This is a genomic window from Chromobacterium sp. Ag138, from assembly GCF_055181315.1.
In genome coordinates, this window is record NZ_JBUPWA010000001.1 from 3,405,437 (window position 1) to 3,424,885 (window position 19,449).

19 protein-coding genes are annotated in these 19,449 nt (G+C 67.1%); 11 read left to right on the plus strand and 8 right to left on the minus strand.

Going from position 1 to position 19,449, the window contains the following annotated elements; all coding sequences use genetic code 11:
* Positions 1-10 precede the first annotated feature (10 nt).
* Positions 11-850 carry an arylamine N-acetyltransferase gene (locus ACY3GB_RS15815; protein WP_463089586.1) on the plus strand — a complete coding sequence of 280 codons (840 nt, stop codon included), beginning with the start codon at positions 11-13 and terminating at the stop codon, positions 848-850.
* A gap of 22 nt (positions 851-872) precedes the next feature.
* Here ACY3GB_RS15815 and ACY3GB_RS15820 read toward each other — a convergent pair whose 3' ends face one another.
* The 3 genes from ACY3GB_RS15820 to ACY3GB_RS15830 all read right to left on the minus strand — a co-directional run bounded on the left by ACY3GB_RS15820 (position 873) and on the right by ACY3GB_RS15830 (position 2,835).
* Positions 873-1,478 carry a hypothetical protein gene (locus ACY3GB_RS15820; protein WP_463089587.1) on the minus strand — a complete coding sequence of 202 codons (606 nt, stop codon included), beginning with the start codon at positions 1,476-1,478 and terminating at the stop codon, positions 873-875.
* Positions 1,479-1,546: 68 nt separating this feature from the next.
* A complete protein-coding gene (locus tag ACY3GB_RS15825; RefSeq protein ID WP_463089588.1) occupies positions 1,547-2,056 on the minus strand; it encodes a CNP1-like family protein in 510 nt (169 codons plus the stop codon).
* A gap of 14 nt (positions 2,057-2,070) precedes the next feature.
* Complete coding sequence (locus tag ACY3GB_RS15830) at positions 2,071-2,835, minus strand: NRDE family protein (RefSeq protein ID WP_463089589.1); 765 nt, start codon at positions 2,833-2,835, stop codon at positions 2,071-2,073.
* Between the two features lie 127 nt (positions 2,836-2,962).
* Between ACY3GB_RS15830 and ACY3GB_RS15835 the strand changes: the two genes are divergently transcribed.
* From ACY3GB_RS15835 to ACY3GB_RS15880, 10 genes are all read left to right on the plus strand, one after another.
* Positions 2,963-3,193 carry a sulfurtransferase TusA family protein gene (locus ACY3GB_RS15835; protein WP_021477345.1) on the plus strand — a complete coding sequence of 77 codons (231 nt, stop codon included), beginning with the start codon at positions 2,963-2,965 and terminating at the stop codon, positions 3,191-3,193.
* A 63-nt stretch (positions 3,194-3,256) separates the two neighbouring features.
* A complete protein-coding gene (gene pyrC, locus ACY3GB_RS15840; protein ID WP_463089590.1) occupies positions 3,257-4,291 on the plus strand; it encodes a dihydroorotase in 1,035 nt (344 codons plus the stop codon).
* Between the two features lie 419 nt (positions 4,292-4,710).
* Complete coding sequence (locus ACY3GB_RS15845; RefSeq protein WP_463089591.1) at positions 4,711-6,327, plus strand: peptide ABC transporter substrate-binding protein; 1,617 nt, start codon at positions 4,711-4,713, stop codon at positions 6,325-6,327.
* Between the two features lie 144 nt (positions 6,328-6,471).
* Positions 6,472-7,392 (plus strand): oligopeptide ABC transporter permease OppB, encoded by a 921-nt coding sequence (gene oppB / locus ACY3GB_RS15850; RefSeq protein ID WP_463089592.1) that lies wholly within the window; start codon positions 6,472-6,474, stop codon positions 7,390-7,392.
* A gap of 13 nt (positions 7,393-7,405) precedes the next feature.
* Positions 7,406-8,320: an ABC transporter permease subunit gene (locus ACY3GB_RS15855; protein ID WP_463089593.1), complete on the plus strand. Its 915-nt coding sequence runs from the start codon at positions 7,406-7,408 to the stop codon at positions 8,318-8,320.
* Positions 8,321-8,343: 23 nt separating this feature from the next.
* A complete protein-coding gene (locus ACY3GB_RS15860) occupies positions 8,344-9,345 on the plus strand; it encodes an oligopeptide/dipeptide ABC transporter ATP-binding protein (protein WP_463089594.1) in 1,002 nt (333 codons plus the stop codon).
* Entirely contained in the window at positions 9,338-10,327 is a 990-nt protein-coding gene (oppF, locus tag ACY3GB_RS15865; protein ID WP_463089595.1) for a murein tripeptide/oligopeptide ABC transporter ATP binding protein OppF, read from the plus strand. Before ACY3GB_RS15860 ends, oppF begins: the two co-directional genes overlap by 8 nt.
* A gap of 103 nt (positions 10,328-10,430) precedes the next feature.
* A complete protein-coding gene (locus ACY3GB_RS15870; RefSeq protein ID WP_463089596.1) occupies positions 10,431-10,853 on the plus strand; it encodes a DUF3224 domain-containing protein in 423 nt (140 codons plus the stop codon).
* A 249-nt stretch (positions 10,854-11,102) separates the two neighbouring features.
* Positions 11,103-11,831, plus strand: coding sequence for a 2-phosphosulfolactate phosphatase (locus ACY3GB_RS15875; RefSeq protein ID WP_463089597.1), 729 nt, complete (start codon positions 11,103-11,105; stop codon positions 11,829-11,831).
* 35 nt (positions 11,832-11,866) lie between these two features.
* Positions 11,867-12,220, plus strand: a complete 354-nt coding sequence (locus tag ACY3GB_RS15880) for a YbjQ family protein (protein WP_011137868.1) — start codon at positions 11,867-11,869, stop codon at positions 12,218-12,220.
* Between the two features lie 180 nt (positions 12,221-12,400).
* Here the strand turns inward: ACY3GB_RS15880 and ACY3GB_RS15885 are convergent, their stop codons facing one another.
* The 5 genes from ACY3GB_RS15885 to ACY3GB_RS15905 are packed head-to-tail and all read right to left on the minus strand — an operon-like array spanning position 12,401 to position 19,437.
* Positions 12,401-13,309 (minus strand): GNAT family N-acetyltransferase, encoded by a 909-nt coding sequence (locus tag ACY3GB_RS15885; RefSeq protein WP_463089598.1) that lies wholly within the window; start codon positions 13,307-13,309, stop codon positions 12,401-12,403.
* Positions 13,306-14,568 (minus strand): phenylacetate--CoA ligase family protein, encoded by a 1,263-nt coding sequence (locus ACY3GB_RS15890; protein ID WP_463089599.1) that lies wholly within the window; start codon positions 14,566-14,568, stop codon positions 13,306-13,308. The genes ACY3GB_RS15885 and ACY3GB_RS15890 overlap by 4 nt, the downstream gene beginning before the upstream one ends.
* A gap of 42 nt (positions 14,569-14,610) precedes the next feature.
* Entirely contained in the window at positions 14,611-17,016 is a 2,406-nt protein-coding gene (locus ACY3GB_RS15895; protein WP_463089600.1) for an acyl-CoA reductase, read from the minus strand.
* A 1-nt stretch (position 17,017) separates the two neighbouring features.
* On the minus strand, positions 17,018-18,148 hold the full coding sequence (locus ACY3GB_RS15900; protein WP_463089601.1) for a LuxE/PaaK family acyltransferase: 1,131 nt from the start codon (positions 18,146-18,148) through the stop codon (positions 17,018-17,020).
* Between the two features lie 29 nt (positions 18,149-18,177).
* Positions 18,178-19,437 carry an MFS transporter gene (locus ACY3GB_RS15905; protein ID WP_463089602.1) on the minus strand — a complete coding sequence of 420 codons (1,260 nt, stop codon included), beginning with the start codon at positions 19,435-19,437 and terminating at the stop codon, positions 18,178-18,180.
* Positions 19,438-19,449: the final 12 nt, after the last annotated feature.

The following is a 19,449-nucleotide window of genomic DNA, read 5'->3' on the forward strand; positions in this document are numbered from 1 at the left end:
TATAACCGATATGCATCGACATCATCCGCTTCGCCCGCACCTGGCCGAACGTGTTTTGGAGCGGCTGGGATTCAGCGCTCCACCAGCCATTGATTCAGAGGGGCTCGCCTTGCTTTACCGACAATGGTGTCGCCAAATCCCGTTCGACAACATCCTCAAGCGCATCCAAACCACAGCTTCCAGCCATTGCCCGCTTCCTGGAGCCAGGCCCGATGACTTCTTCGAAACCTGGCTGCAGCAGGGCACTGGTGGGACGTGCTGGGCCGGGAACGGCGCGTTGTGCTCCTTGTTGCAGGCGTTGGGTTTTCCGGCTGCCCTGGGCATTTCTATGATGGTGCCGTCGTCTTTGGCCGAGCCTGCGCCGAACACGCCCAAGCATGGCACGGTGGCGGTGGTTTTTGACTCGGCGCCGCCGCTGATCGTTGATCCGACCATGTTGCACGATCAGCCGATTCCGCTGGGCCTATCGGATCGGCCGGATCCTCTGTGGGGAGGGCACAATCGGTTAGTGGAGGGGCGATGGCATCTGGACTGGAAGCCTTTGAGCCGGCCCAGGGTGTATTGCCGTATCGAGCGTTTGGACGCCACTTCCGCCGATTTTGCCTATTGGAACGAGTACAGCCGCGACTTGAGCCGTTTCAACCAAGGCGTGATCATTCGCCTGGCGCGGCCGGACAGGATAGACGGCATTGTTAAGGGAAACCGCGTTTCACGCGGTTTCGATGGCGTTGAGACGTCACGGCAGCTATCGAGGCAGGAGCTGCTTGGCAGCCTAGTGGAGGAGTTTGGCATCGCGGAGGAGCTTGCCGCGCAGTTGCCCCCCGATGAGTTTGATGCGCCGCTCCGGTAGGCCGTGGGCGCTTAGGCATGCGCTACATGCCGGTTTGCAGCTTCAACTGCGGCATCAGCGGATAGCCGTCGGAGCGGCAACTGGGGCGATGGACTTCGTGCCAACGGTCCCGGCGATTCCACTCGTATAGTCCGCGGCCCAGTTGCAGGTGCAGGTAAACGTGCTGGTAGCGCGAGCGTTCCAGCATGTCGTGGGTCAGTTGGTTCAATTCCGGGATGGAAATGAACAGCAGCAGGGTGGAGGCCATCGTGCCGTGTTCGATGGTGCCGGCCGCCAGCAGCAGATGCAGTTGATGGCCGTTCGGCACATGGTAGTCCTTGCCCACCTTGGCCTCGATGCGGCAGGCGACGTCCAGCGCGTTGGCCGGCCGGGTGAACATCCAGCTGATGCCGCCGGCCGCCTGCTGGGCCTGCTGGATTTCCTTCTTGCGGGCATTGCGCCGGGCATGTTCGCCGGCCAGCACCTCGGTCACTTCGATGGCCAGGCAGCGGCCATCGGACAGCGACACGCCGACATCGGGAGCGGGGCACTTCAGCGATTTCACGTCGAGCGGGTCAATGCCTTTTTGCTCGAACAGCCGCCTGACCCATTCCCTTTCCCGCTTTTCCTGCAGAGTTTGCTGATCCATCGGCGCCTACGCGAATGCAAGACAGATGCTTCATCTTAGAACATCCGCCGCAGGCATCGATCATGGCGTCAACGGGCGCCGCGCAGCGAGGCGATCGCCTGGGCCGCGTCGCGAGGGGCGCTGTGCGACGGGCACATCAGTTCCCTCAGTTCGCGCTTGAGTTTGTCGGTGCCGTTGATCGCCAGCCACTGCGGCCGCATCGACGCGATCCAGCGATGGTTGAGGCTGTCGCCGAAGCCGTAGGCCTTGTACTGGTTGTCCTTGCACAGGATGCCCTCGGCGCTGAGGTTCTCCACGCCGCTGGGCGTGAGCACGCGGCTGACGAAGCGCACCACGCCGTCGCCGCCCACGCTGAGCGTCTTGGCGTCGACGAAGAAGCGGTTCTGCTGCAGCCAGTCCGGCTTCACTTCTATCCAGTCCGGCGTCTGCGGGTAGTCGGGCAGCGCGTAGTCCTGTTCGGCCCAGGGCTGCTCTTCCTGGAACTCGATGTTCTTGTTGATTCTGTCGCTGCCGGCCAGCGCGGGCAGGCTCAGGCACAGCGCCAGCAGCGCCGGCAGGGAGGTTGCGATGGCTTTCAAATGCGGATGCTCCGTCAGCGCGCCTGTCCGGCGCGCAGGTTGTAATGTCGGCGGCCGGTTTCGCGGCCGGCCAGGCCCCAGCTCAGTTCGGAAAAACTGATATCGCCGCGGCTGGACACCGTCAGCAGCATTGAGGCGCGGGTGCCGTAGTCGCGGCCCTGGATGAAGATCGGCGACAGCGTTTTTTCCAGCGCCAGGCCGATGCGGGTATTGGGCAGATGGCCGGGCCCGGCCGGCGTCGGATCGGACAGCGCGGCGTAGGCCTGTTCCTCGGTCGGCGGGCGGCCGAAATCGCCCAGGCGCTCCGCCAGCCGCTGGCACTTGAACCACGGCGTGTCCAGCGTGGCGTTGGACAGCGTGTGGATGCCGGGCGTGACGCGGGCGATCTGGCGGCCGGGGCTGTGGAAGAAGAACAGGTCCGAAGTGGTGCCGAACAGCAGGTTGAACGGCCCGTAGCGGTGGCATTCCTCGCGCAGCCAGTCGGCGAAGGCGAACGGATCGTCGTCGCCGGTGACGAAGCGCTGCACCAGCTCGCCCCGGGAGCGCTCCGCCTTGGGCGGGAAACCGTCGCGGAAGTTGGTGACCGCGGCGATGCGGTTGCGGCCGTCCACCATCAGCCAGCCGCCGCCGGATTGCTGGTCGCGGCCGCCCAGGGTGTGGGGAAATTCCGGCCACCAGTCCAGCGGCTCGGCGGGACGGGCGTAGTATTCGTCGCGGTTGGCCAAAAGTACCAGCTGGCCCATGCCCGGCGTTTTGTAGGCGAAAGCAAGGATGCACATATTGCGGTGACCGATTTGGGTAAGGCTTGACGACTGGCGTAAACTATACGGCTGCGGCCCGCCGGTTTGCGCGGCCGGCCGCCATGTGATTCATTGTAACCTGATATGGCTGAAGGATACCCGGCCCATGACCCCCGACAAGCATATTGATCTTTCCGGCCTGAATTGCCCGCTGCCGATCTTGCGCGCCAAGAAGGCGCTGGCCGATATGGACAGCGGCGCCGTGCTGGAGGTGATCGCCACCGACCCGGGCGCGCCCAAGGACTTTGAAGCCTTCTGCCGCCAGACCGGCAACGGCCTGCTGGAATCGACCACCACCGGCGAAGGCAAGTTCCGGATGGTGCTCCGGCGCAAGTAGACATTCCTGGCGATGGTTTTCCATCGCCATTGTTTTATCCATCGTTACGGCAAGCCACCCACCATGCAGACTCTTACCCTGATCCGCCCCGACGACTGGCATTTGCACCTGCGCGACGACGCCGCGCTGGCCGCGGTGCTGCCCGACACCTGTCGCCAGATGGGCCGCGCCATCGTCATGCCCAATCTGAAGCCGCCGGTCACCACCGTTGCCGCCGCCGCCGCCTACCGCGAGCGCATCCTGGCCGCGCGCCCGGCCGGCAGCGCCTTCGAGCCGCTGATGACGCTGTACCTGACCGACAACACCCGGGCCGAGGAAATCCGCCAGGCCAAGGCCAGCGGCTTCGTTCACGGCGTCAAGCTGTACCCGGCCGGCGCCACTACCAATTCCGACCACGGCGTCACCGATATCTTCAAGGCGATGCCGGCGCTGGAGGCGATGGCCGAAGTCGGCATGCCGTTGCTGGTGCACGGCGAAGTGACCGACGCCGACATCGACGTGTTCGACCGCGAGGCGGTGTTCATCGAGCGGGTGATGAAGCCGCTGCTGGCCAGGCTGCCGGCGCTGAAAGTGGTGTTCGAGCACATCACCACCCGCGAGGCGGCCGAGTTCGTCGCCGCCGCGCCGGCCAACGTCGCCGCCACCATCACCGCCCACCACTTGCTGATGAACCGCAACGCGCTGTTCGTCGGCGGCATCCGACCGCATCATTATTGTCTGCCGGTGCTCAAGCGCGAGCTGCACCGCCAGGCGCTGGTCAAGGCGGCGACCTCCGGTTCGGCCAAGTTCTTTCTCGGCACCGACAGCGCGCCGCACGCCAAGGGTGCCAAGGAGGCAGCCTGCGGCTGCGCCGGCATGTACACCGCGAACGCGGCGATCGAGCTCTACGCCGAAGCCTTCGAAGCTGTCGGCGCGCTGGACAAGCTGGAGGCGTTCGCCAGCCTGAACGGCCCGGCTTTCTACGGCCTGCCGGCCAACGGCGACAAGATCGAACTGGTCAAGGAGAGCTGGCCGGTGCCGGCGGAGCTTGCCTACCCAGGCGGCAGCCTGGTGCCCTTGCGCGCCGGGGAAAGCATCGCCTGGCGTTTGCGGGACTGATCCTGCCGGCGATCGCGAAGCCGCCTTTGGGCGGCTTTTTTTATTTGTTCCGCAGGGGGCTGGAATCCGCCGGGAATCTTCATTCAATTTATAAGCAAGCCATTATTTACTGATGCGGCTTGAAGGGAATTGCTTCGGCTTTGGATGAATTTTGCTTGGGTCAGGCAATAATATTTCACATGGCAAAATGCCATAAGTATAAAATGATGAAGCTATGCAGGCCGTTGATTTGCTTGACTTGACTATTGTCGGACAGATTTTCCTTTTTGAGAAAAATGAATAGCATATTGTGCCGATAGGGGCTTGATGGAATCAAAACCCTCTGCGCATAATCGTCAGACCCACTCTGGATACAATAGAGTGAAAAAAATCGAACAACCCGCCGGGCGCGGGATGCTACAGAATCAGGAGAATTAGAGATGTCGAACAAGCAATCGCTGCAGGTGATCGCCGCCGCCGTCGCGCTGGCCATGGCTTCCGGATCCGCGCTGGCCGCCAAGGTTCCGGCAGGCGTCAAGCTGGCAGCCAAGCAGGAACTGGTGCGCTCCAATGGCTCCGAGCCGGAGTCGCTGGACCCGATGGTGGTGGAGGGGGTGCCCGCCAACGTCATTACCCATGACATGTTCGAGGGCCTGACCGCCACCGACAACGAAGGCACGCTGGTGCCGGGCGTGGCCGAATCCTGGAAGCAGACCGGCCCCACCACCTGGGTGTTCCACCTGCGCAAGAACGCCAAATGGTCGGATGGCAGCATCGTCACCGCCGACGATTTCGTCTACGGCATCCGCCGCCTGGTGGATCCGAAGCTGGCCGCCCCGTACGCCGGCACTTTCGGCATCTTCTTCGAGAACGGCCCGGAAGTCGTCGCCGGCAAGAAGCCGACCTCCGCCATCGGCGTGAAGGCGCTGGACAAGTACACGCTGGAAGTGAAGACCGCTTTCCCGGTGTCCTACCTGCCCGAGCTGATGTCCAACGCCCAGCTCGGCCCGGCGCCGAAGGCGGTGATCGACAAGTACGGCAAGGACTGGACCAAGCCCGGCAAGATGGTTTCCAACGGCCCCTTCGTGCTGAAGGACTGGCAAGTCAACAGCAAGGTCGTGATCGAGAAGAACCCGCAGTACTGGGACGCCAAGAACGTGCAGCTGACCAAGGTCAGCTTCCTGCCGATCGAAGACCAGAACGCGGACAACAAGCTCTACCTGTCGGGCCAGACCGACATGAGCTATGAAATCCCGCCGGGCAGCTTCGCCAAGCTGAAGAGCGAGATGCCCAAGGATCTGAAGAACAACACCATTCTCGGCCTGCGCTACTACAGCCTGAACAACCGCGATCCGCTGCTGAAGGACGTGCGCGTGCGCAAGGCCCTGTCCATGGTGGTGGACCGCGACCTGCTGGCGCAGAAGATCACCGCCGACGGCCAGCAGCCGTCCTACAGCGTGATGGTCAAGGGCGTGCACGGCGCCCAGCCGACCACCTACGACTGGGCGAAGTGGCCGATGGCCAAGCGCGTGGACGAGGCCAAGAAGCTGCTGGCCCAGGCCGGCGTGAAGCCGGGCACCACGCTGAAGCTGTCTTACAATACCAGCGATTACCACAAGAAGATGGCGATCTTCGTCGCGTCCGAGTGGAAGTCCAAGCTGGGCCTGAACACCTCGATGGACAACACCGAGTTCAAGGTATTCCTGAAGAAGCGCCATGACGGCGATTACCAGGTGGGCCGCAACGGCTGGCTGGCCGACTACAACGACGCCACCACCTTCCTGGCGCTGGTGCAGTGCGGCAATACCCAGAACGACAACTTCAACTGCAACAAGAAGGCCGAAGAGCTGATCAAGCAGGGCAACGAATCCACCGATCCGGCCAAGCGCGCCCAGCTGTTGACCCAGGCCACCAAGCTGGTGATGGACGACTACCCGATGATCCCGGTGCTGCAGTACACGCTGCCGCGCCTGGTGAAGCCGTATGTCGGCGGCTACTCGCTGAAGAATCCGGTAGACCGCTACCGCAGCAAGTACCTGTACATCGTTCAGCACTAAGCGTGAAAGCGCGGCGTCTGTCCGCGTGACGAGGCCGGTTGCGCCGCAAGGGCAACCGGCCGATGATTGTGGTGTTCTCGCCCTCCGGGGGAGGTCGGCGGCCGCCTGCCGCCGCCCCGGATCGGCGATCGGGAGTTTCAAGCGATGTGGTCTTACACTCTTCGCCGCGTGTTGGTTACCATACCAACCGTCTGGGCCGTGACGACGGTCTGCTATCTGCTGCTGCATATGACCCCTGGCGGTCCGTTCGACGGCGAACGCAAGGTTTCGCCGGAGGTGCTGGCCAATCTGCAGGCCAAATACCATCTGGACCTGCCGTTGTGGAAGCAGTATCTCTATTACTTGAACAGCCTGCTGCATGGCGACCTGGGCGCGTCGTTCCGCTACGCGGACTGGAGCGTCAATGATCTGGTGGCCCACGCGCTGCCGGTGTCCGCCGCCATCGGCGGCAGCGCCATCGTGATCTCGCTGTTCATCGGCGTGCTGCTCGGCACCATCGCCGCGCTGCGCCAGAACAGCGCCATCGACTACCTGGTGATGCTGGTCGGCAATATGGGCAGCGCCTTCCCGTCCTTCATCATCGGCCCGGTGCTGGTGCTGATCTTCTCGATGCTGCTGCACTGGCTGCCGTCCGGCGGCTGGGATGACTTCTCGATCCAGTACATGGTGCTGCCGGTGGCGCTGCTCACCTTCATCAATGTGGCCACCATCGGCCGCGTGATGCGCGGCAGCCTGATCGAGGTGATGAACAGCAACTTCATCCGCACCGCCCGCGCCAAGGGCCTGCCGCTGCGCACCATCGTGCTGCGCCATGCGCTGAAGCCCGCGCTGATGCCGGTGGTGACGCTGCTGGGGCCGCTGGCGATCTCGTCCATCACCTCCGCCGTGGTGACCGAGTCGATCTTCTCGCTGCCGGGCCTGGGCAAGCTGATCGTCAACGGCGCCTCCAACCGCGACTACACGCTGGTGCTGGGCCTGGTGGTGCTGGTGACGGTGATCACCGTGGTGTTCAACCTCCTCGTCGACCTGGCCTACGCCATGCTCGACCCCAAGATCCGTTATTGAGGAGGATTCCGCAATGATGAAGACCAAACAAGCCGCGGCTGTCGCCGCGCTGGAAAGCGGCCTCGCCGAAGCGGCGACTGAAGGCCGCAGCCCGTGGCGCGACGCCCGCGTCCGCTTTCTCCGCAACAAGGCCGCAGTGGTCAGCCTGGTGATCCTGAGCCTGATCACCCTGTCCTGTATCTTCGGGCCGATGCTGCTGCCGCACGGCTATGCCGACACCGACTGGGATGCGATCAGCCTGGCGCCGACCTTCCACAACCTGCACCTGTTCGGCACCGACGAGCTGGGACGCGACCTCCTGGTGCGTTCGCTGATCGGCGGCCGCATCTCGCTGATGGTCGGCGCGCTGGCCACCATCGCCGCGGTGCTGATCGGCGTGATCTGGGGCGCCACCGCGGGCTTCCTCGGCGGCAAGATCGACAACGCGATGATGCGCGTGGTCGACATGATGTACGCGGTGCCCTACCTGCTGATCGCCATCCTGATGGTGACGCTGCTGGGCCGCGAGTTCTACCTGGTGGTGTTGACCATCACCATCCTCGGCTGGATGGACATGGCGCGCGTGGTGCGCGGCCAGACGCTGGCCATCCGCTCCAAGGAGTACATCGAGGCCGCGCACGCGATCGGCGTCTCCACCCCCACCATCATCTTCCGCCACATCGTGCCCAATCTGCTCGGCATCGTGGTGATCTACACCACGGTGACGGTGCCGGGCGTGATCCTGACCGAGTCGGTATTGTCCTTCCTCGGCCTAGGCGTGCAGGAGCCGATGACCAGCTGGGGCGTGTTGATCGGCGACGGCACCAAGGCGATGGAAAGCCAGCCCTGGATGCTGCTGTTCCCGGCCGGCATGCTGTCGCTGACGCTCTACTGCGCGAACTACATCGGCGACGGCCTGCGCGACGCGCTGGACCCGAAAGACCGCTGACCCCAGGATAGACGAGGCAAGCCATGAGCATTTTGAAAGTCAACAACCTCGGGGTTCAGTTCCAGACCAACGACGGCGTGGTCAACGCCGTCAACGGCGTGAGCTTCGAGCTGAACAAGGGCCAGACGCTGGGCATCGTCGGCGAATCCGGCTCCGGCAAGAGCCAGACCATGCTGGCGATGATGGGCCTGTTGGCCAAGAACGGCCAGGCCAGCGGCCAGGCGTTGTTTCACGGCCAGGACCTGCTGACGCTGCCGACCCGCGACCTCAACCGCATCCGCGGCGACCGCGTGTCGATGATCTTCCAGGACCCGATGACCTCGCTGAACCCCTACCTGACGGTGGAGCGGCAGATGACCGAGGTGCTGGAGCTGCACAAGGGCATGAGCCGGCGCGACGCCAAAAAGCGCGCGATCGAGCTGTTGGACGCGGTGCGCATTCCCGAGGCCGCGCGCCGGGTGGACATGTATCCGCACGAGTTTTCCGGCGGCATGCGCCAGCGGGTGATGATCGCGATGGCGCTGTTGTGCGAGCCGGAGCTGCTGATCGCCGACGAGCCGACCACCGCGCTGGACGTCACCGTGCAGGCGCAGATCCTGTCGCTGCTGAAGGACCTGCAGCGCGATTTCGGCACCGCCATCATCATGATCACCCACGATCTGGGCGTGGTGGCCGGCCTGTGCGAAAACGTGCTGGTGATGTACGGCGGCCGCGCGATGGAGTACGGCCGCGCCGACGACATCTTCTACCATCCGAGCCACCCCTACACCATCGGCCTGTTGGGCGCGCTGCCGCGGCTGGACCACGAGGACGCCGCGCTGATCAGCATCCCGGGCAATCCGCCGAACATGGCCAATATGCCCAAGGGCTGCCCGTTCAGCGAACGCTGCGCCCACGCCGTCGCCCGCTGCGCCGGCGAACTGCCGCCGCTGGCCGCCAACCCGCTCAATCCGCAGATTCTGCGCGCCTGTCACAAGCCGGCGGAGGAACTGGTCAAAGCCGCCGAGGAGGTGACCCATGCCTGACAACAAGCAACCCATCCTGTCGGTGCGCAACGTCAAGGTGCATTTCCAGGTCAAGGGCGGAGACGCCTGGCCGTGGAGCCCGAAGAAAACGTTGAAGGCGGTGGACGGCGTCAGCTTCGACCTGTACGCCGGCGAGACGCTGGGCGTGGTCGGCGAGTCCGGCTGCGGCAAGTCCACGCTCTCCCGCGCCATCCTCAACCTGATCCCGGCCACCGACGGCGAGATCGTATGGATGGGCAAGGACCTGCGCAAGGGCGCGGACAAGGACTGGCTGGCCGTCCGCAAGGACATCCAGATGATCTTCCAGGATCCGCTGGCGTCGCTGAACCCGCGGATGACCATCGCCCAGATCATCGGCGAGCCGCTGCGGGTGCATAAGCCGGAGCTGTCGGCCGACGAGGTGATGAAACGCGTCAAGGCGATGATGCGCAAGGTGGGCCTGCGCGAGCAGATGATCAACCGCTATCCGCACGAATTCTCCGGCGGACAGTGCCAGCGCATCGGCATCGCCCGCGCGTTGATCCTTGAGCCCAAGCTGATCATCTGCGACGAGCCGGTGTCGGCGCTCGACGTGTCGATCCAGGCGCAGATCATCAACCTGCTGAAAGAGCTGCAGCGCGAGATGGGCCTGGCGCTGATCTTCATCGCCCACGACCTGGCCGTGGTCAAGCACATCTCCGACCGCATCCTGGTGATGTACCTGGGCCGCGAGATGGAGCTGGCGCAAAAGCACGCCTTGTACGACGTGCCCTCGCACCCGTACACCCGCGCGCTGCTGTCGGCGATCCCAGTGCCGGATCCGAAGCTGGAAAAGAACAAGACCATCCAGATTCTGCAGGGCGATCTGCCCAGCCCGATCAACCCGCCGTCCGGCTGCGTGTTCCGCACCCGCTGCCCGCAGGCGGAGGCGCGCTGCGCGCAGGAAGTGCCCGTGCTGCGCCGCCTGAGCGGGGAGACCCAGGCGTCCTGCCTGTTGGCCTGATTCCGCCGCCAGATCGGAACAGACGCCGCCAGCCTCAGGGTTGGCGGCGTTTTTGTTTGCCGGCTGTTATGCTGAATTGTGATCTTCAGAAAGGAGACTGACCATGAGCGCCCATCTTGTCGTCGCGCTGGGCTGCGCGTTCCATACCCGGCAGTGGCAGGAGCAGAGCCTGCTGCAGACCGAAGGCGCCGGCGAGCTCAAGCGCGCCAGCATCGTCAACGAACTGACCGGCCCGCTGACGGGCGAGGGCCGGCTGGAATACCAGCTGTTGTATCCGACTTCGCCGGATGGCGATGTGATCTTCACCGGCTTCGAGCGGGTGACCGGGACCTGGGATGGATTGCGCGGCAGCTTCGTGCTGCGCCATGACGGCGTTTACTCGCCGGCCGCCGGCGCCTGCGCGGCGCTGCAGGTGTTGCCCGGCAGCGGCAGCGGCGATTTTGCCGGACTGTCTGGCGAAGGGAGGCTGGCGGCCCGCGCCGGCGAGCGCGGCGGCGAATACACGCTGATGCTGAAGCGGGGCTGACCGCGCCGGTGTTGGATATTCATCAGCGTTGACGCCGGCCATGGCGCTTTTTCCTGTTTTTTAGCCGGTTTTCTTTGAGCTTTCCCGCGTTAATCGTTAATCTTCGGACCTTACTTACAAGAATCAAGGCGTCGTCAGCACGCCTGGGACAAGAGGTCGCGGCCCAGACCGCGACGGTATCGAAGAATCAACGGAAACACCGCCTCCGGCGCAAGCCGCTGGCGGTGTTCCATCTTGATGGGATGTGGGATGCATTACGCGCAACAGGAATATTCCGTGCGTCTGCAGTGGGGCTTGCCGGCGGTTCAGCATCTGAGCGCGCAGGCGGCCCATTGCGTGATCGTCGACGTGCTGTCGTTCGGCACCAGCGTCGACATCGCCTGCGGCAACGGCGCCGAGGTGCTGCCTTACCGCTACAGGACGACCGGCGCCGCCGACTTCGCCAGCGAGCAGCAGGCGATACTGGCCGCCGAGCGCAGCCATCACCAGCCTTCGCTGTCGCCGGCTTCGCTGTGCGGGCTGAAGGCCGGCAGCCGCCTGGTGCTGCCCTCGCAGAACGGCGCGGCGCTGAGCCTGATCAGCGAGTCGGCGAACACCACCGCCGCCTGCCTGCGCAACGCGGCGGCGGTGGCCGACTATCTTGAAACGATGGGCGGCGACGTGCTGCTGGTGGCCGCCGGCGAGCTGGACGCGGATGGCCGACTGCGCTTCGCCTATGAAGACTTCATCGGCGCCGGCGCCATCATCCAGCGCCTGCGCCGCGGCAAGTCGCCGGAGGCGCTGGCGGCCGAAGCGGCGTTCGAACTGGCCCGCCACGATCTGGAGCGCCAGCTGCAATACACGGCTTCGGGCGCGGAGCTGGCCGCGCGCGGCTTCCAGGACGACATCGTTCTGGCCGCGCAACTGAACATCAGCGCCTGCGTGCCGGTGCTGGACGACGGCGCCTTCCGCGCCGGGCGCGAGCTGGCCGCCGCCTGAGCGGCCGGCGTCTTCAATTTTCCAGGGAGAACTCCATGCTGCCAGCCAAGATGGTCACCACCGCTTTCGAACTGCCCGGCTACCGGGTGAGCGCCAACCTGGGCGTGGTGCGCGGCATCACCGTGCGCTCGCGCTCGCTGGTCGGCAATTTCTTCGGCGGCCTGCAGTCGCTGTTCGGCGGCAACATCACCATCTATACCAGCTTGTGCGAGCGGGCCCGCTCGGAAACCTACGCCGAGATGTGCCAGCACGCGCAGGCGCTGGGGGCCGACGCGGTGATAGGCATGCGCTACGACGCCACCGAGGTGATGACCGGTCTGACCGAGGTGCTGTGCTATGGCACCGCGGTCAAGCTGGAACCGCTTGCAGGGCGCGAGCCAAACCCCTGATCCCGCGTTGCGCCTCCTGGCCGTACAGGATGTACTGTCTGCGTCGGCGCGCCTTGGCTCAGGCGCTGCGCTAGGTTTTGCCCGCGGCCTGCCGCCCGCGAGCAGGGAGGCAAAACCGCTGATCCCGCGTTGCGCCTTCTGGCCGTGCCGGATGCCCAGCTCAGGCCGGCGCGCTTTGGCTCAAGCGTTCAGCCGGTACAACCGTTCGGCCTGTTCGTCGCAGAAGCGGATGTCCTGCCCGGACAGGCCGCGCAGCCATAGCAGCTGCCAGCCGCCGGCGGGCGCCGGCAGCAGTCCGCCGAAGCGGAAGCCGGCATTCCGCAGCTGGATCCGGCGCGCCAGCGTCTCGGCCGCGGCCGGCAGCTTCAGATAGACCAGTTGGCCGGCCGGCAGCGCGGCGATTTCGGCCAGCCGCGCTTCGGTCGGTTGCTGCGCGGTCAGCTCCAGCCTTTGGCCGTGGCGCGCCAGCGCCAGGCCCGGCAAGGCCGCGCCGGCGGCCGCGCATTCTCCCTCCCCGAATGCCTGGCGCAGCGGCGCCAGCCATGTTTCCCATTCCGCCGGCCAGGCCAGTCGCGGCAGCGGCCGCGGCTGCAGCGGCAGGCAGCCGAACACGATGCTTTCCGGCTCCGGCTTGCCGAACGGCGAATCGACGTAGTCCAGCAGCAGCGCGGTGTTGTGGAAACCGAGCGCGCCGGCGACGTACTGGCTTTGCGGGTGCGAGCATACCTGCTTGATGGTCAACAGCGGGATGCCGAGCTCGGCGGCCATGGCCCGCAAATGGCGGCCCAGCAGGCTGGCGATGCCCTGGCCGCGCGCGTCCGGGTGCACCGCGTTCAGCGCCAGCTCCGCCTGGCCCGGCCGGGCCGGATCCAGCCACAGCGTCGCGTGGCCCAGCAGCCGGCCGTCGCGCACAGCCACCGCCGAGCGCCATTGCCCGCTGGCGTTGCGCTGCTGGATCTGGCTGGGCAGGTAGACGTCGGCGTAGACATAGTGGTCGCCGTAGACGGCGCGGAACAGCGCGCTGATGTCGGCGGCGTCGGTCGGCAGGTAATCGCGCGCCCAGGCGGCGCTAGGATGGCGTGCGCTCATGCCGTCGCCTCCGCCGGCTGGTAGTCGCGCCGGTCCACCACCCGCAGCAGCTTGCCGGAGCGCGGATGGGTGCGCATCGCTTCCGGCGTGGTCTGGCGCAGCGCCAGGCTCAGCCGCTCCGCTTGGCACAGCTCGGCGATCGCCGGCTGCTTGGCCAGCAGCGCCTGGCGCATCCGCGTCAGGTCCAGCGGCGCGCGCGCCGCCAGCAGCAGTTCCAGCCGGTCGCGGCCGTCTTCGCGCGAGATCTCCAGCTGCCAGCCCAGCAGCTCGTGCAGTTCGCCCAGCGCGCGGCCCAGCTCTTCCGGGAACAGCGACAGCGTGCCGACGCGGACGCGGTGGCCGTTGCCGGCCCGGCCCAGCAGCGCGAACTTGCGGTTGGGGCCGGGCGGCTCGCGCCAGCAGGCCAGGTCGCCGCTGGGATAGCGGATCACCGGCATCAGCCGGCGCTGCAGATTGGTCACCAGCAGCAGGCCGCGGCGGCCGGGCTCTTCTATCGGCTCGCCGCTGTCTTCGTCGACGATCTCGACGACGCTGTCTTCATCGAACACCCGGTGCTCGCCGTGCGCGCAGTCCGGGTCGGCATAGCCGATCAGGCCGGCGTCGACGCTGGCGCAGCCGACCGATCCGATCCGGGCCAGCGGGAACACCTGCTTCAGCAGCGCGATCTGCTCGCCGAACAGGCTTTCGCCGCCGTACAGCACCGTTTCCACTTCGGGCAGCGCCTGCGATCGTTCTTCCAGATGATGGGCGAAGCGCAGCAACTGGGCCGGCACGCCGGCCAGCACATTGATGCGATGGCTGCGGATCGCGCCGGCGAGCGCGTCGTTGTCGACATTGCAGGTGAACGGGTATTCCAGCACCGGCGCCGGCGAATGCGACAGCGCGCCGTGGATGAACAGCAGGCTGGTGTAGAGGTCGCCGGCGAAGAACAGGTTGGCGACGCGGTCGCCCGGGCGCAGCTGGCGGGCGAGGCCGGCGCCGAAGGCGGCGACGAAGGCCTGCCATTCCGCGCGGCTGAACACCGACAGCTTGCCGTCGCCGGTGGAGCCGCCGGTCTTGAACACGTGGCCGTCCTCGGGGGCGGCGGTCAGCGCCGGCCAGCGCGACAGCTCCTGCGAGTCCCGCCAGTAGACGGCGGGGTCGACCGGCGGCAGGTCGCACAGCCGCCAGCCTTCGGCGGGCAGGCCGTGGTAAAGCGCGTTGTAGTGCGGCGAATGGTTGCGGGCGTGTTCCACCAGCGATATCAGTTTCGGATTCATGATTATGTGTGTACATGCCGGCGGCGCGCCGCCGGCCGGGTTTCATCGTCTCAGGTCCAGCACCAGCGGGGTTTTGCCGCTGTGTGGATGGCGGCGGAATTCGGCGGCGGGGGTGGCGGCCACGTCCAGTTGCAGCAAGCCGCCGCCGACCACTTCGTTCAGCATCGGCTCTTCCAGCAGCCGGGCGCGTATCGCCCACGGGTCGCCGTCGGCCAGCAGCCGGATGCGGTCGCCGCCGCTGTCGGCGTGGTCGACCAGCCACTGCATCGGCAGGCCGATCTTCTCGCTCAGCGCGGCCGGGTTGACGAAGATGGTGCCCACCCGCAGCAGCGCGCCGTGGCGGCCGGTCAGGCGGAAGCGCGGCGCGGCCAGGCCGCAGGCGCAGCCGCCGTCCAGCCACTGGCCCAGGTCGCCCAGATCGTAGCGCTCCACCCGCTGCGCCTCGCGCTCGCGGGAGGTGAACACCAGGCGGCCGGATGCGCCGGGCGCGGCCGGCAGGTCGCTGTCCATGTCCAGCACTTCCAGCCACTGGGTCTCGGCCAGCAGGTGGAACTCGCCGTCGGCGCAGTGCGGGCAGGCGTGGCCCAGCGGGCCGGCGTCCACCGAGCCGTACATCGCCGAGCGGATCAGTTCCACGCCGAAGCTGCCGATGTAGGCGCGCTGGCCGTCGCTGATGTGCTCGCCGCCGCAGAACACCTTGCGCACGCCGCCGTAGCGGCGCAGCACCTTGTGCTCGCATTCGAACAGCCGGTGCAGCGTGCCCGGCATGCCGATCAGGGTGTTGATCTTCTGCTCGACGATGAAGTGGGCGATTTCGGCGAAGTCGTCGTCGGACGGGCCGCCCATCGGGTACTGGGCGACGCCCATGTGGTCCAGGATGGTGAAGAAGCTGAGCATGCCGCCGTACAGCTTGCCGCCGTACAGCAGATTCATCGCGCGGTCGGTGGCCGGATTGAGTCCGGCGGCCAAGAGGCCGTCGGCGGCGGCGCGCATCTGGCGATGGTAGTCGCGGTAGCTGAAGCCGGCCAGCTTGGGCGCGCCGCTGCTGCCGCCGCTGCGGAAGAACAGCTGCGCCTTGTCGTTGGCGCCCTGGCTCTGGAAGGCGTCCTTGTCCATCACCGGCAGCGCGGCCAGGCCCTCGGGCTCGGCCGGCGGCGCGTCCAGATGGGCGTGGCCGGGCAGCGCGGCGGCGTCCAGGCTCACCGACACCCGGCGCGACAGCCGCTGCAGCGCGTAGACGCCGTCGTGCGGCTCGCCGTGGTAGCCGTCGTGCATGCGGCCGGCCGGCGCGACGCGGCTGACGCCGGCGGCCAACAGCGCGCGGCTCAGCTCCGGCAGGCGGACGGCGGGCGCGATCAGGCCGCAGCTTTGCAGATGGGTGCGCCAGGGGCGCAGGATGCGGGCCAGCGCCGCGCGCGGAGCCGGCCTCAGCTCCACGGTGCGGAACAGCGGCGACGGCGCCAGCTCCTGTTCCATGCTCCAGGCCAGCCGCCAGCCCTGGCCGGACAGCACCTGGCCCTGGCCGTCGGCGAAGGCCTGGTCCAGCTTGTGGAAGGCCATCCGGGCGCTGATCTCGGCCGCTTCCTGCAGGTCCGGCGTCAGCGCCGGCCACATCGGCGCGCGGCGGGCGAGCGCGGCGGCCAGCCGGCGCGCCATGTCGTGGATCGCGGACGGATCGTCGCTATCCACCAGCAGCGCCTGCGGGCTGGAGCAGGCTTGCTGGTCGAAGCGGCAGATGTCGTCGGCCAGCGCGTCCAGCGTCTCGTCCGCGGCGGCGGCGGGATCGAGATAGGCGAAGCTGACGCGGTGGCCCCAGTCTATCCAGCGGCAGCCGGCCGGCAGCTGCGCGCGGATCGCGGACAAGGCGGCGTCGCCGCCCCAGGCCGACACGCCGTCGGCGTCGGCCAGCAGCCGCGGCAACGCCTCACTCGGCGCCGGCAGCACGGCGACGCGGGCGGCCAGCCGGCCGCTGGCGTCATGGCGCAGCAGCTCGGCCAGCAGCCGGGCGCTGAGGCCCTGATCGCTGGAGCTGGGGCGCAGCCAGTTGACGTTGCCGGCCAGCAGGCCTTCCAGCGCCGCCATGAAGGGCAGCAGCGCGGCGTTGGACGGCGTCACGTGCAGCACCAGGCCCAGCGGCCGCCAGGCCTCGAAGCGCGCTTCCCGGTAGTCGGGGCGGCGCAGCGAGAACGGCTGCTCGCCCAGCTCGCGCTCCAGCTTGGCCTGCAGCGCCCCGCGGCGGCAGAAGGCGGCCAGTTGCGCGCGGCCGGCTTCATCCAGCAGCGGGTGGCGCTCGGCGCGAGCCAGCGCGTCGGCGAAGCGCTCGGCGCAGGACAGCACGGCATCGGCGTCCGGCTCCCAGGCCAGGGTGTCGGCCAGCTTGCCGCGCAGCGCGCTCAGCGCCGCGTCGAGGCCGATGTCGGCGCGCAGTTCTCCATCAATCAGATACATGTCAGGACTCCTTGATCAGTTCGGACGCGGCCATCGCGCAGCTGCGGCTCTTGCTGGTGCCGGCGCGGCCCAAGAGCTCGAACCAGTCGGTGGTCAGGCCGCAGCCGCAGCTTTCGGCCGGATGCAGCACGGCGAGATCGCTCAGCAGCATGCTGTGCGCCGGGCTGGAGGTGATGTAGGGCGAAACCAGGTGCAGGAAGCCGGCCTCGCCGTAGGGCAGCCGCGCCAGCGTCGCGGTGTCGCGCGCCCAGGCGCGGGCCCAGCTGGGCACGTGGAAGCGGTGATTCGGGCATTCGACATAGGGCACCGGGTGCTCGACCGAGCCGTAGCCGTCGCGGCAGCGCTCGTCCGGCAGGCCCAGCTGCTCGCCCAGCCGGCGGTAGAGCTCGGCCTTCGATATCGCCTTGTCGGCATGGGTTTTCCAGCCGCCGCCGAGGAAAACCAGCGATTCCGGGTGCAGCGCGAGCGGCGGCAGGCCCATGTCGCGCATCCGCTCCAGCGTGAACCACAGGAAGGCGGGGAAACCGAGGATGCGGACCGGCAGGCCTTCGGCGGCGAATTCCTGCAGCGCGCGCGCCGCGCCGAAGGGATCGAACTCATTGCCCTTGCCGTTGTGGCGCAGCGCGTAGACGGCGCGGTTCACCGGCGCGTACTTGCACAGGAATTGGTCGGTGTAGGCGGTGCCCAAGGTGATGGCGCCGGCCGGCTCGTAGCTGAGCAGCAGGTAGTTGCACGGCTGCTGCGGGGTGTTCCAGCCGTAGTGGTCGAAGATGCGGTCGACCATGCGCTGGGCGGCGCCGATGCTGCGTTCGTCGTAGCGCATCCGGCTTTTCTGGCCGGTGGTGCCGGACGAGGTCAGTTCCAGCGCGTCCTCACCGGTCTTGCTCAGCAGCAGCCTGCGCTTGAAGTAGTTGGCGAAGATGGGCGGCAGCTGCGACCAGTCGGACAGGCCGGCCAGCCGTTCCGGCGTGAAGCCGTTCTGCTCCAGCCAGCGGCGGTAGCCGGGGCTGTGCTCGCAGTGGTAGTCGACCAGTTCGCGCATCGCGGCGTCGAACAGGCGGTCGCATTCGGCGTCGGCGCGGTACGGTTGTTCCAGCGCGCACAGCGCCTCGACATGGGAAAGCGTGGTCATGGCGGTTCCAGTGATGAAGAAAGCGGGCGTCAGGCGGCGAGCGGTTCGGGTTGCGGGCGGCGCAGCAGCAGCCACAAGGGCGGCAAGGCCAGCAGCGAGGCCAGGCTGACCCCGGCGGCGAAGCGGGCCGGGCTGTCGCCGGCGTCCAGCAGCGCCAGGACGGCGCTGCCGCCGCCCAGCATCGCGGTGGACAGCATGCCCAGCATCGCGGCGACGCTGCCCTTGGCGTTGTCGCTGCTGTACAGCGTCAGCCGGTACAGCGTGGCGTTGCCCAGCCCCAGGCCGAAGGCGTAGACCGCCAGGCAGGCGACCAGCGCCGGCAGCGACGGCGACAACGGCGCGGCGAGGCCGGTCAGCAGCAGGCCGCCGGCCATCGGCCACAGCGCCAGCCGCAGCAGGCGGGACAATTCCATCCGCCCGGCCAGCCGGTTCAGCAGCAGGTTGCCGGCGATCACCGCGCCGAACACCGGCAGCTGCCACAGGCCGTATTCCAGGCCGCTGTAGCCGAGATGGCGGATCAGCAGCAGCGGCGACAGGCCGATCCAGGCGATCAGCGGCATGGTCAACAGGCCCAGCGCCAGACTCCCGCAGACGAAGTTGCGGTGCTTCAGCAGCGCCAGGTAATTGGCCAGCGCCACGTCCAGGCGCAGCGGCACCGGCTGCTGCGCCGGACCATCGCGCCGCGGCGCGCCCAGCGTTTCCGGCATCCAGCGCCACAGGCCCAGCGCCACCAGCGCGGTGGCGGCGGCGAACGCGGCGAACAGCTGGCGCCAGGACAGGGCTTCCAGCAGCAGGCTGCCCAGCAGCGGGCCGGCCAGCGGCGACAAGAGCGCGATATTGGCCAGCAGCGCCATCAGCCGCACCGCGTCGCGCTCGGCGAAGGTTTCCTGCAGCGCGGGGTAGCTGACCACCACGATGAAGCCCAGCGCGATGCCCTGGACGAAGCGCAGCAGGTTGAACCAGGCGATATGCTGGCTGCCGGCGGCGGCCAGGCAGGCGAGCGCGAAGATCAGCGTGCCGGCCAACAGCGTCGGGCGGCGGCCGAAACGGTCGGACAGCGGGCCGATCAGCCACTGGAAGGCGATGCCGCCCAGCAGGAAGGCGTTCAGCGCGGTGGGCACGTGGCGGCTGTCGGCGGCGAGATCGGCGGTGACGCGCAGCATGGCCGGCATCACCATGTCGCTGGCCAGGTAGGTCAGCAGTTCGAAGGCGGTGAGCAATAGGCAGAACAGCAGCGCCTGGCGGCGGGTAATGTGATGAAGCAGCGGACGGAATGATTCTTCTGGCATGATTGTTGCAGT